The sequence below is a fragment of the Enterobacter sp. ECC-175 genome (genome assembly GCF_043968675.1).
Classification (GTDB): Bacteria; Pseudomonadota; Gammaproteobacteria; order Enterobacterales; family Enterobacteriaceae; genus Enterobacter.
Map to the genome: position 1 here is coordinate 1,265,518 of NZ_CP143776.1, position 12,247 is coordinate 1,277,764.

The window sequence follows — 12,247 nt, forward strand, 5'->3', positions numbered from 1 at the left end:
TGATCCCACAGGGGTAACCGCTGTTTTAGGCAGCCGTTATCGGGTTAAAATTTGACGTCGATCTCATTACAGTAATGCAAATTTGCATGAAGTTTTCATTAACTGTGATGAATGTCGAAGTGTGAGTGCGGCTGGATGTTAGAATAGTCACAGACCGCAAGGTGAAATTTATACGGCGATGCCGTTGGAGAATGTTATGACCGATTTAACCGCAAGCAGCCTGCGCGCGCTGAAGCTGATGGACCTGACCACCCTGAACGATGACGACACCAATGAGAAAGTCATCGCCCTGTGCCATCAGGCGAAAACCCCCGTCGGCAACACCGCTGCCGTCTGCATTTACCCGCGTTTTATCCCTATCGCGCGTAAAACCCTGAACGAGCAGGGCACGCCGGACGTGCGTATCGCGACCGTGACGAACTTCCCGCACGGTAACGACGACATCGAGATTGCGCTGGCAGAAACCCGCGCGGCGATTGCCTACGGTGCGGATGAAGTTGACGTAGTGTTCCCGTACCGCGCGCTGATCGCCGGCAACGAGCAGGTAGGTTTTGACCTGGTGAAAGCGTGTAAAGACGCATGCGCCGCGGCAGACGTGCTGCTGAAAGTGATCATCGAAACCGGCGAGCTGAAAGAAGAAGCGCTGATTCGCAAAGCATCTGAAATCTCCATCAAAGCCGGCGCGGACTTCATCAAAACCTCTACCGGTAAAGTGCCGGTGAACGCGACGCCGGAAAGCGCGCGCATCATGATGGAAGTGATCCGCGATATGGGCGTATCAAAAACCGTTGGCTTCAAACCGGCGGGCGGCGTGCGCACCGCGGAAGACGCGCAGCAGTTCCTGGCGATCGCGGACGAACTGTTCGGCGCCGACTGGGCCGATGCCCGCCACTACCGCTTCGGCGCATCCAGCCTGCTGGCAAGCCTGCTGAAAGCGCTGGGTCACGGCGACGGTAAGAGCGCAAGCAGCTACTGATTGTCAGCCAATGCCGGATGACGCTTCGCTTATCCGGCCTACAGGGTCGTAGGGCGGGTCAGCGTAGCGCCACCCGCCACAATTCCCCCGATTCCGCATGGAGGTTACCGTGTTTCTCGCACAAGAAATTATTCGTAAAAAACGTGATGGTCATGCATTAAGCGACGAAGAGATCCGCTTCTTTATCAACGGCATTCGTGATAACACCATCTCTGAAGGGCAGATTGCCGCCCTGGCGATGACCATCTTCTTCCACGATATGTCGATGCCTGAGCGCGTGTCGCTGACCATGGCGATGCGAGATTCAGGAACCGTGCTGGACTGGAAAAGCCTCAACCTTAACGGCCCGATTGTGGATAAACACTCCACCGGCGGCGTGGGTGATGTTACCTCGCTGATGCTTGGCCCGATGGTGGCCGCCTGCGGCGGTTACATTCCGATGATTTCCGGGCGTGGCCTGGGCCACACGGGCGGTACGCTCGACAAGCTGGAAGCCATTCCGGGCTTCGATATCTTCCCGGACGACAGCCGCTTCCGCGACATTATTAAAGACGTTGGCGTGGCGATTATCGGCCAGACCAGCTCGCTTGCTCCGGCAGACAAGCGTTTTTACGCGACGCGTGATATTACCGCCACCGTAGACTCCATCCCGCTGATCACCGCCTCGATTCTGGCTAAAAAGCTGGCGGAAGGCCTGGACGCGCTGGTGATGGACGTGAAGGTGGGCAGCGGCGCGTTTATGCCAACCTATGAACTTTCTGCCGCACTGGCGGAAGCCATTGTGGGCGTCTCCAACGGTGCGGGCGTGCGTACGACCGCTCTGCTGACCGACATGAACCAGGTCCTCGCGTCCAGCGCCGGTAACGCCGTCGAAGTGCGCGAAGCCGTGCAGTTCCTGACGGGCGAATACCGCAACCCGCGTCTGCTCGACGTCACCATGGCGCTGTGCGTTGAGATGTTAATCTCCGGCAAGCTGGCCAAAGACGACGCGGAGGCGCGCGCCAAACTTCAGGCGGTGCTGGACAACGGTAAGGCGGCGGAGATCTTTGGCCGCATGGTGGCGGCGCAAAAAGGCCCAACCGACTTCGTTGAGAATTATGCGAAATATCTGCCAACCGCGATGCTCAGCAAGGCGGTATATGCCGACGCGGAAGGATTTGTCTCCGCGATGGATACCCGCGCGCTCGGCATGGCGGTCGTTTCCATGGGCGGCGGTCGTCGTCAGGCATCAGATACCATTGACTACAGCGTCGGCTTTACCGAGATGGCCCGTCTGGGCGACAGCGTTGACGGGCAGCGCCCGCTGGCGGTGATCCACGCGAAGGATGAGGCCAGCTGGCAGGATGCGGCGAAAGCGGTGAAAGCGGCCATTACCCTTGACGATAAAGCACCAGAAAGCACGCCTTGCGTCTATCGTCGCATCATCGAATGACTGTATACTGATCTGATCCCTATTTTTTAAGCACTGAGTACGGAGAACAATTATGAAACGTGCATTTATTATGGTGCTGGACTCATTCGGCATCGGCGCAACCGAAGATGCAGAACGTTTTGGCGACGTGGGTTCCGATACCATGGGCCACATCGCGGAAGCCTGTGCGAAGGGCGAAGCGGACAACGGTCGTAAAGGCCCGCTGAATCTGCCAAACCTGACCCGCCTCGGTCTGGTGAAGGCGCATGAAGGTTCTACCGGTAAAATCGCAGCCGGTATGGACGGCAACGCGGAAGTGGTGGGCGCCTACGCCTGGGCTCACGAGCTCTCTTCCGGTAAAGATACCCCGTCTGGCCACTGGGAAATTGCCGGTGTGCCGGTGCTGTTCGACTGGGGCTATTTCTCCGATCACGAGAACAGCTTCCCGCAGGAGCTGCTGGACAAGCTGGTGAAGCGCGCCAACCTGCCGGGCTACCTCGGTAACTGCCACTCTTCCGGTACCGTGATCCTGGACCAGCTCGGCGAAGAGCACATGAAAACCGGTAAGCCGATTTTCTACACCTCCGCTGACTCCGTATTCCAGATTGCCTGCCACGAAGAAACATTTGGCCTGGATAAACTCTACGAGCTGTGCGAAATCGCCCGTGAAGAGCTGACCGAAGGCGGTTACAACATTGGCCGCGTGATTGCGCGTCCGTTTATCGGCGACAAGGCGGGTAACTTCCAGCGTACCGGTAACCGTCATGACCTGGCCGTTGAGCCACCGGCGCCTACCGTGCTGCAAAAGCTGGTCGAAGAGAAAGACGGCCACGTGGTCTCCGTGGGTAAAATCGCGGATATCTACGCTAACTGCGGCATTACCAAAAAAGTGAAAGCCACCGGTCTGGACGCGCTGTTTGATGCGACCATCAAAGAGATGAAGGAAGCGGGCGACAAGACCATTGTCTTCACCAACTTCGTCGACTTCGACTCCTCCTGGGGCCACCGTCGCGACGTGGCGGGCTATGCTGCCGGTCTGGAGCTGTTCGACCGCCGTCTGCCGGAGCTGATGGAGCTGGTAGGAGAAGACGACATTCTGATCCTGACCGCTGACCACGGCTGCGACCCAACCTGGACCGGTACCGACCACACCCGCGAGCATATTCCGGTGCTGGTGTACGGCCCGAAAGTCAAACCAGGCTCGCTGGGACACCGTGAAACCTTCGCGGACATCGGCCAGACGATTGCGAAATACTTTGGTACGTCCGATATGGAATATGGCAAGGCTATGTTCTGAATCATTTTGGGTGCGGTCTGATGGCCTCACCCCGGCACTCTCCCACGAGAAACACGGGTGCGGTCTAATGCCCTCACCCCAACCCTCTCCCACAGGGAGAGGGAGAATTTAAAAATGAAAAGGAACTGAAGATGGCAACTCCTCACATTAATGCAGAAATGGGTGATTTCGCTGACGTCGTATTGATGCCGGGCGACCCGCTGCGCGCGAAGCACATTGCGGAAACTTTCCTCGAAGACGTGCGTGAAGTGAACAACGTTCGCGGCATGCTGGGCTTCACCGGGACATACAAAGGCCGCAAGATCTCCGTTATGGGCCACGGCATGGGCATCCCATCCTGCTCCATCTACACCAAAGAGCTGATCACCGACTTCGGCGTGAAGAAAATCATTCGCGTGGGCTCCTGCGGCGCGGTGCGTATGGACGTTAAGCTGCGCGACGTGGTTATCGGCATGGGCGCATGTACCGACTCCAAAGTAAACCGTATCCGCTTTAAGGATCACGACTTCTCCGCCATCGCAGACTTCGACATGGTGCGCAACGCGGTTGACGCGGCAAAAGCGCTGGGCGTTGACGCACGCGTGGGCAACCTGTTCTCTGCCGATCTGTTCTACTCTCCTGACGGCGAAATGTTCGACGTGATGGAGAAGTACGGCATCCTGGGCGTGGAAATGGAAGCGGCGGGCATCTACGGCGTGGCGGCTGAGTTTGGTGCGAAAGCGCTGACCATCTGCACCGTATCTGACCACATCCGTACCCACGAGCAGACCACTGCCGCGGAGCGTCAGACCACCTTCAACGACATGATCAAAATCGCGCTGGAATCCGTTCTGCTGGGCGATAAAGAGTAATGTTGTGCAGTCGGGCGGCCTTCGCCGCCCGGTTTTTCTTTACAGGTACACCACGCTGATGGTTGCCTGACCATCAAATTCGGTACGTTCCGTCAACGAGAGCTTCTTAAGGCTTTCCACCGCCAGCGAGACGTTAAGCGGGAAGGTAACGCGCGTCACCGACATCGGTTCGGTTTTACCCGTCCGCGCTACGCTCATCAGTCCTAAATCCTTATTGGCGATAGTTCCCGTATTCGTTTTCTGCCAGCGGCTGGCTCCTCTTCCTGCCGTTGCTGCCGTGCGAATAGGTTCGGCAGACGCGCCGTTCGCGGTGACTTCAGCCGTGCGCGTATAAATCGCGTAAGCACCGATGTTTTTACCGTCATGGGTCTTGCCCAGGCCGAAGGTGGCCGTGGAGCCGCGCAGGGCATCGCCGCTGGCCGTGGCGTTCATCACCTTCAGATTCGCGGTGCCGCCGGTGCTGGCGTTGGTTTCGGTGCGGTTATCGGCAATGCTCCAGCCAACTTTGGTTGGCGTCGGGCAGGAGATGGTCAGGTTCAGGCTTTTATCACCCAGCTGCGTTGCCTCGGTTTGCGACAAGTCGCCCACCTCCACGCGTCCAAAATCGATCACGCCGTTATTGCTGAGTTCCGGCGTGCAGGGAAGGCTCGTGAGCGAGGCCTGCACCTTCAGGACGGCGGCTTCATCAGCCTGGGCGCTGGTGGCGGCCAACGCCAGTGCGGCAAAGAGAAGACTCTTTTTCATTTTTTTTCCTTAACATAGAGTTAAATAAGCATTTCATTACGTCGTTACAGCGACGGTGTTTTACTGATTTTCTTTTTATTCGCTCGGGTTACTCACCCGAAAGTGAATCCTGTTTGTTCCGCGTCACGACTGAAGATGGCCAGCCTCACCGGCACACGCCCTGTGCTTTTTCGTAATACGCGTCCTTATCTTTCTCATCGCTCAGGGAGTAGTGGATTTCGCAGATTTTGTTCATCCTGTCGTCCACAACGTAAAGCGCCGGGGTGCCCGATGCGTCGGAAATAAAGACGATGCCGTTATCCATCACGCTGACGACGTAGTGACTGTTGCTGTCGACGATGCTTAGCCCGCGATCCAGCCATTCACCGCTCTCTCGTTTGACTTCCAGCAGGACGCGGCGGGTATTCAGCACCCTGAAGTCAACCTGCGCAAACGAGCCGTAGGCCGCCGAGACGGACTGAATCCCGTTCGACAGGTCCATCCCTTTTGGCAGCGAGCCGGTGTTAATCACAATCTGTGATTTTTGCCATTCGCGCAGCCCGGGCACCACGGCCTGGCCCCAGTAGTCGGTCCAGACGGTGCCGTCCGGCGTGGAGATCTCAATGCCGCTCTCCGGTTCGCTCAGGCGCGCAATGCCAAACGTCTCCTTGATGGGGTAGGGGGTAAAGGTCATGCCGTGGCGGTGAAGGGCGATCCCGCCGCTTAACGACGTGCTGTAGCTGCGCTGATCTCCATCGCTCACCCCGGCTGAAAGACCGAGCTGCGTGTAATGCAGGTTGGAGCTGAGGTTGCCGTAGAAGGCGTTGCTTTTATCTTTATGATCGCGATCGGCTGAGAGGGAGTAGCTCACGTTTTGACTGACGTTTCCGCTGAGCTGCGCGCCGTAGGTCTTATTTTCACCCTGGCTGCGCACATAGGTGCTGATACGTTCTGCGCCAAAAGGCAGGTTCAGGTTGACATAAAACAGGTCATCATCCCGGCTTTGGGTATCGTCGCCGCTGCTGTTGTTCATGGCGTGCTGCCAGTTGACCGAAAGGGACGCGTGGCCTCGGCTCTTACTCCACGAGGCTAACAGATAGCGTGAATCATCCCCCTGTTCATAGCCTGACGTGGCGCTGTACTGGAAAGACACGGCGCCGAGCAGATCGTGGCTCCAGCTGAGGTTTGCGCTCCACGCATTTTGGGCGCTTAACGACCCCTCATCCATTGCTTCAGTAAACTCGCGGAAATCCCCCTGGTACTGCGTTGCGCTAAGCCCCAGCGAAAGCTGGGAAGGGAGAAGAAGGTTGCTCATCAGCTCGGCCTTGCCGCCGCGCTGAGTGCCGTAAAAGTCAGACTGGCTCAATAACACCGTGGAGGAGATCATCCAGTCGTCGTTAATTGACCATTCCAGCATGCCGCCGGCCGCCTGATACTTTTCCGCCAGTACGCCGGCGGTTACGCCAGAAAGCTGCGCGGCCAGCCGCGTTCCGGTTGACGCGTTGAACACCCAGGGGGAGCTCTCCGCACTGCCGCTGTCGCGGACCTGTCCCAAAGACAGGCTCAGCCCCTCGCTGCGGGCGAATCCGCTGAGGTTCAATGATGATGCCGGAACCGTAAACCGGGTGGTTGCGCCATTCGTTTCAATCACGCTGACGTCGAGATCGCTGTTGCCGCGCACCACCGGCACGTCCGTCAGGGTGAACGGGCCCGCATTGACCATTGACGAGTAAATCACCTGTCCGGACTGACGGATTTCCACGCGGGCCTGATTGCTTCGGGCGATGCCGGTAATGGTGGTCGAGGGAATATTCGGCTGGAGGCCCGTTTCGGGCAAAAGCTGGAGCCCGGTGATTTGCGCCCCGCTAAACAGTGCCGAACTGACGTTGATCTGCCCCACCTGCGCGCGCACCTTACGCGCTTCGAAGACGTGTTCTGCGTAGGTATACAAATTCTCCGCGCTGCGCTGGCCGTTATCATCCGTAAGGATGTAATGACTGCGCAGAGTCCAGTTTGCCGCGTTGATGCCGGTGCCAATATTCCCCTGGGTATAGGTGCTGCTGCCACTGCTGCCGTACTGGTTGTAATTGCTGAAGGCGCTGTAGTTGATCAGACCCGCGACCCCACCATAGGAATAATATTTTGCGGAATAGAATCCGTTATCCATGGCTTCTGCGGGGACGAACAGCTCGATAGAATCGGTATTTGGCTTCGGGGTGATCGTGGCGGAAGGGTAGTCCTTCAGCAGGTCGTGGCACGTTTCATCCGGACGGGTCTTCAGCGGCAGCAGGCCGGTTGCTGCGGTGAAATCATTATCCGCGCAGAGATGGCCCTCTTCACCGATCTCGACAGCCAGCATGCCTTTATCCACGCCGTTGATTTTAACCTGCAGCGCATGCTTTCCGGGCAGGAAACGCTGAGCCTCAGAGAAATAGTGGGCGAGGTTGGTACTGATACCCCGGTTTGTCAAAATATCCGTATTAAAGTCCAGCTCGGCCGCGTGCAGCGTTAAGACGGGCAGAAAGGCTGAAGCAAACGCCGCCTGCTGCAGCCTGTTATGCGCTAAGAATCCCTTCACCAACGCGTCTCCGTCAATTAACGCTTAAGCGGAGCGGTGTAGTTTTCGACTTCGATCCCGTATCGGCTGGCAGGGCTAAACTCTACGGCGTTGTCTGCGCTGCCGGCGGGTTTATCCATTTGCACGTTCATGGTTTCGCCCGGCAGGATGAACGTTTTGTTCAATACGCCTTCCGTGCGCGAAGGAAGAAGCGTCACGTTGGTGTTGAAGCGTACGACATACGGCGAGCTGTTCTTCACCTGCACTTCCTTTCCCGCTACGGACCAGGAGAGCAGCGTCCAGGCATCGGTGACAACGGGCAGGGTTTCAGGATGAATGAGTACCGGCAAGCTCTGTCGAATATTGATCCCGACCTTCACGTTTTTATCGCTGGTCTTTGGCGGAATGCCCTCAAAAATGACGCGCTTGTAATGTTCCACGGTCAGCGGCTTGTCGGTTTCAAGAATGAAGCGAACCTGCTGTTCCTGGCCTGGCTCAAGCCTGACCAGAGGCTGCGTCACGGTAAGCTTTACCCCGACATCATCTTCAGAATCAACAATGGAGGTATAGAGCAGAGTAGGAATGGTGTCGGTATTTTTGACGTTCATCACGCCGCCATGGCTGGCTTCATCAATCATCAACAGGGTGGTTTCAGGCACCATTCCGGCTGCAAACAGCGGGGATGACAGGGCGACATAGAGTACGGACATTAAGGACAACGATTTCAGGTTAGTAGACATAGCGTTCACGGGTTCGGCGAAGTAAAGAAACGCCTCGCGGGACGCGAGGCGTTTTCAGAGAAGATCTCAATCAGAGATAAACCAGGGTGATGGTGGATTGACCATCGAGATCGGTTTTATCCGTCAGGGTGAGGTTTTTGCTCGGTCCAATAGCCAGGGCGACCTTCAGCGGGAAGCTGGCGCTGGTGAAGGCCAGCGGTGCGCGAGCGCCCATCGCGGAGACGGTCATGACGTCGCTGCCGTTGTTGTAAATGATGCCGGTTGCCCACATGTTGATCCAGCTTTTGCTGCTGATGGTGCCGCCGCTATACAGCGTGCTGGCGATAGGCTGCACCGCAACGCCATCGGCGGTTACGGCGGAGAGGTCGGTTGAAACGGCGTAGCCGCCGATGTTTTCACCCGCGCTGGTTTTGCCTACGCCGCTCAGCATTGCGCCGGAGGCTCTCCCACCGTTTGCGGTGCCGTTTTCAACGTAAAATTCGCTGGCGAGGGTTTTCGCACCCAGGTTTGAATCTGGGCGATCGTCTTTAATCGCCCAGCCAACGCGCGTGGCCGACTGGCATTTGATGGTCAGCGTCATGTTTTTATGACCGGCCTGATAAGGCACGGCTGAAGAGAGTGAGTCCAGACCCACTTCACCAAAATTTGCCAGACCGCCGTTAGTGAGTTCCGGTACGCAGCCCGCAGTGGTCAGCGAGCCCTGGACTTTCAGCATAGCAGTAGGATCGGCATATACTGCCGTTGCGGTCAGAGATAATACCGCAGCAAGAAGATGCTTTTTCATCGTTTTTCCTTAACCATAAAGATGAAATAATGTTGAGCTTGTTTGAATAAAATTATTCTTAATTACGCTTGCTATTCTTAAGTGCATGAATAACAAGTGCGCAGATTCTAATGGTCATTACTGTGATTAAGAATTTAGTTTTTCTACGTTACGGTTTGAGTTTTATTAACTGATCAATGAATACATTTGTGTATGTATTTATTGTTAACCGTAAAACGGCGGAAAAATTCCGCCGTAAAAAATATCATGTATTAAGTTTTTATAAATAAAGCAGCGTAATGGTCGTTTCGCCGCTCAATTGCGCCTCATCGGTAGTGGTAAGACGATTCGTATTAACAATCGCCAGAGACACCTTGAAAGGATAAACCACATTCGTGATCGCCAGCGGCGAAATCGTTCCCGGCCGGGTGGCCGTCATTATTTCCGCATTGCCGTTGGCAATCACGCCAGAGCTCAGGTGGCGCCACATGTATTCTCCCTGGCTATTAACCCACGATGGGGCAAAAATGGCCTGGGCCGGGACGCCGTTGGCGGTGATTTCATTGAGGCGGGTGCTGATCGCGTAAGCCCCAATCTTCTCGCCCGCCGCAGTGGTACCGACGCCGTAGGTTGTTCCGGCGCCGAACACGTCACCGCCGTTATCTTTCGCTTCGCGAATAACGAATTCGCTGGAGCTCAGGTCGTTTGCGGCGTTGGAGTCTTCTTTATTGTCGGCGATGCTCCAGGCTACCTTAGTGGCGGCCGGGCAGTTGATGGTTAAAGACATGTCTTTATGGCCCATCTGGTTGGTCTCAGTTGGGGACAGTTTATCCAGCGCAATGGTGCCAAAATCTATGGCGCCTCCATTGCTTAAGGTTGGGGTACAGGAGGCATTATTCATTTTGCCTTTTACTTTCATGACGACGGAATCAGCGAGCGCGGCGGACGACGCCAGAGCAACAAGCGTCGCAAGAGCGATTTTTTTCATTGTTAATCCTTAACCATAAATTAAAATAGGATATATTTGTATGGAGTGTTGCTTGCATAATACAAGCGAGAAGATTTTATTAAGAGAAAGGGTAATTTAGATATTTAGGAACTCTTCATTGAATATTGAGAGTTCCTAAGGTGTGTAAATACATTTATGCATGTATTTACACGGCGGGCGCGAGATTATTATTTAATAGCCCGTTCAATCCACGTCGATAATTCCCGCAATTCCATTTCCTGTTCTGGAAAATCGGCAACTAATGTGTCGCACGCCTGCTGAAGCTTATCCGCTCGATATAAACAGCCCTGCAAACGTGTTGCCAGCGCCTCTAGCGGTGCCGGGTTCAGGCTGTCGGTAAAGACCTGCGTGCGGGTGATGTGGCCTTTCTCCACGTCGAAATGCAGCTCCACGCCGCCCCAGGTGAAACGCTCGTCCAGAAGGTGCGAGAAGGCGGGAGCCTGACCGAAGTTCCACTCCCAGCTGCTCTGGCGCGCAAAGGTATCAGTAAAATTGGGCAGGTCGGGCGACTTATCCGGTGAAATGACCTCCGCCTCAACCCGCTCGCCGTAGTGGGCAAAGAAGGCCTCCCGGATGGCATCGCAAACCTGCTCGTGCGTGATGTCGGGCAGCAGTTCTACCAGGTTCGCCACGCGGCCGCGCACCGAGGTGATGCCTTTTGCCTGAAGCTTTTTCTTGTCAGGATTGAGGTAGTTTGCCAGACGGCTTAAATCGGCATTCAGCAGCAGCGTACCGTGGTGAAATCCGCGATCCATCGTTTCACGGTAGGCGGAGCCGGAGACTTTGCGATCGCCTTCAGCGGTTTTGACCACCAGATCGTTACGACCGGAGGCTTCCGCCGTGACGCCAAGCGCGTTCAGCGCGTTGAGCACAATAGAGGTAGAGATCGTTTTATCGTATTCCGGCTTGCCAGCCATGAAGGTAAAGCAGGTATTGCCGAGATCGTGGAATACCGCGCCGCCGCCGCTGCTGCGGCGAGCAAGTCGAACGTTATCCTCTTCCATGCGCCGCGTATTGCACTCCTTCCACGGGTTTTGCGCGCGCCCGATGACCACCGTGTCCGCATTGCGCCAGAGGAAAAGTACCCGCTGCGTGGCAGGCATCTGGCGGAAGATGCACTCTTCCACCGCGAGGTTGAACCAGGGATCGTACGAGTCAGAGATGAGCAGGCGTAGCGTCGACATGGCAGATTTCCTTATTCCGAATCATCTGCCTACTTTACCATTATTCCTTCTTCTCGCTCTCTTCCTCTTCTGGAACGGATTTGCTGGCGGTCAGCAGGAAGGGGGATTGCTGCCAGCGGGTGCGCTTGCCTTGCAGCAGCGTGCGCGCCAGCACGACGCCGATGGCCAGCGAAAGCAGCAGCATCAGGCGAAGAATATTGGTGGTGTTATCGACCTGTTTGGCTTCGGTCGGCAGCGTGTGGGTGTCGAGCGTCAGGCGTAAATAGCCCAGCGGACCATTCTTCCCCTGAATAGGTTCAACGATCTGCTGGTTGAAATAGCCCCCGGCTTTTTTGCCGTCCAGCGCCAGCCTGTCGCGCACGTCAACGTGTTCACCGGCGCGGGCAATCAGGTCGCCTTGTTCATCGTAAACGCCCGCATCCAGAATGCGGCTGTTTTCCGTAAGCTCGCGCAGCACCTGGCCTATCCGCTTGTCGTCCGGCGTTTCGTTACGCATCGACGGGGCGACGTTGAGCGTGACCTGGCGCGCCAGCGTGCGGGCCAGCTCCTCGAACTGCGGGTTGCGCTGACGTTGATGGTTCTGGCTAAACCAGGAGGCCCCTTGCATCAGCACCACCAATAGTGCGAGACAGATCAGGACAATCACGGCGCGATGAAGCCGGAATTTCAGTTTTGCTCGAGCCATATTCCACCTGCTGAAAATTTACGGCTTAATGTTGCCAGAAGTGATGGTTAC

11 protein-coding genes are annotated in these 12,247 nt (G+C 56.1%); 4 read left to right on the plus strand and 7 right to left on the minus strand.

Annotation, left to right across the window (positions count from 1 at the left end; all coding sequences use genetic code 11):
• The first annotated feature begins 196 nt into the window (after positions 1-196).
• The 4 genes from deoC to deoD all read left to right on the plus strand — a co-directional run bounded on the left by deoC (position 197) and on the right by deoD (position 4,535).
• A complete protein-coding gene (gene deoC, locus V1599_RS05990) occupies positions 197-976 on the plus strand; it encodes a deoxyribose-phosphate aldolase (protein WP_297121013.1) in 780 nt (259 codons plus the stop codon).
• Positions 977-1,085: 109 nt separating this feature from the next.
• Entirely contained in the window at positions 1,086-2,408 is a 1,323-nt protein-coding gene (deoA, locus tag V1599_RS05995) for a thymidine phosphorylase (RefSeq protein ID WP_112011154.1), read from the plus strand.
• Between the two features lie 52 nt (positions 2,409-2,460).
• Complete coding sequence (gene deoB, locus V1599_RS06000) at positions 2,461-3,684, plus strand: phosphopentomutase (RefSeq protein WP_112011031.1); 1,224 nt, start codon at positions 2,461-2,463, stop codon at positions 3,682-3,684.
• Between the two features lie 131 nt (positions 3,685-3,815).
• A complete protein-coding gene (deoD, locus tag V1599_RS06005; RefSeq protein WP_065357047.1) occupies positions 3,816-4,535 on the plus strand; it encodes a purine-nucleoside phosphorylase in 720 nt (239 codons plus the stop codon).
• A gap of 39 nt (positions 4,536-4,574) precedes the next feature.
• Here the strand turns inward: deoD and V1599_RS06010 are convergent, their stop codons facing one another.
• From V1599_RS06010 to V1599_RS06040, 7 genes are all read right to left on the minus strand, one after another.
• Positions 4,575-5,279, minus strand: a complete 705-nt coding sequence (locus V1599_RS06010; protein WP_112011032.1) for a DUF1120 domain-containing protein — start codon at positions 5,277-5,279, stop codon at positions 4,575-4,577.
• Positions 5,280-5,424: 145 nt separating this feature from the next.
• Positions 5,425-7,836, minus strand: a complete 2,412-nt coding sequence (locus tag V1599_RS06015; protein WP_395301197.1) for a fimbrial biogenesis usher protein — start codon at positions 7,834-7,836, stop codon at positions 5,425-5,427.
• Between the two features lie 17 nt (positions 7,837-7,853).
• Positions 7,854-8,525: a fimbria/pilus chaperone family protein gene (locus V1599_RS06020; protein ID WP_395301198.1), complete on the minus strand. Its 672-nt coding sequence runs from the start codon at positions 8,523-8,525 to the stop codon at positions 7,854-7,856.
• A gap of 100 nt (positions 8,526-8,625) precedes the next feature.
• Positions 8,626-9,339, minus strand: coding sequence for a DUF1120 domain-containing protein (locus V1599_RS06025; RefSeq protein ID WP_395301199.1), 714 nt, complete (start codon positions 9,337-9,339; stop codon positions 8,626-8,628).
• Between the two features lie 259 nt (positions 9,340-9,598).
• On the minus strand, positions 9,599-10,306 hold the full coding sequence (locus V1599_RS06030) for a DUF1120 domain-containing protein (RefSeq protein WP_297120993.1): 708 nt from the start codon (positions 10,304-10,306) through the stop codon (positions 9,599-9,601).
• A 188-nt stretch (positions 10,307-10,494) separates the two neighbouring features.
• Complete coding sequence (gene lplA / locus V1599_RS06035; protein ID WP_395301200.1) at positions 10,495-11,511, minus strand: lipoate--protein ligase LplA; 1,017 nt, start codon at positions 11,509-11,511, stop codon at positions 10,495-10,497.
• A 40-nt stretch (positions 11,512-11,551) separates the two neighbouring features.
• Entirely contained in the window at positions 11,552-12,196 is a 645-nt protein-coding gene (locus V1599_RS06040; RefSeq protein ID WP_297120988.1) for a YtjB family periplasmic protein, read from the minus strand.
• Between the last annotated feature and the right edge of the window lie 51 nt (positions 12,197-12,247).

Bases quoted from the DNA above. Each gene is read 5' to 3' on its own strand.
- deoC (WP_297121013.1), top strand. From the start codon at position 197: ATGACCGATTTAACCGCAAGCAGCCTGCGCGCGCTGAAGCTGATGGAC.
- deoB (WP_112011031.1), top strand. From the start codon at position 2,461: ATGAAACGTGCATTTATTATGGTGCTGGACTCATTCGGCATCGGCGCA.
- deoD (WP_065357047.1), top strand. From the start codon at position 3,816: ATGGCAACTCCTCACATTAATGCAGAAATGGGTGATTTCGCTGACGTC.
- V1599_RS06010 (WP_112011032.1), bottom strand. From the start codon at position 5,279: ATGAAAAAGAGTCTTCTCTTTGCCGCACTGGCGTTGGCCGCCACCAGC.
- V1599_RS06020 (WP_395301198.1), bottom strand. From the start codon at position 8,525: ATGTCCGTACTCTATGTCGCCCTGTCATCCCCGCTGTTTGCAGCCGGA.
- V1599_RS06025 (WP_395301199.1), bottom strand. From the start codon at position 9,339: ATGAAAAAGCATCTTCTTGCTGCGGTATTATCTCTGACCGCAACGGCA.
- V1599_RS06030 (WP_297120993.1), bottom strand. From the start codon at position 10,306: ATGAAAAAAATCGCTCTTGCGACGCTTGTTGCTCTGGCGTCGTCCGCC.
- lplA (WP_395301200.1), bottom strand. From the start codon at position 11,511: ATGTCGACGCTACGCCTGCTCATCTCTGACTCGTACGATCCCTGGTTC.
- V1599_RS06040 (WP_297120988.1), bottom strand. From the start codon at position 12,196: ATGGCTCGAGCAAAACTGAAATTCCGGCTTCATCGCGCCGTGATTGTC.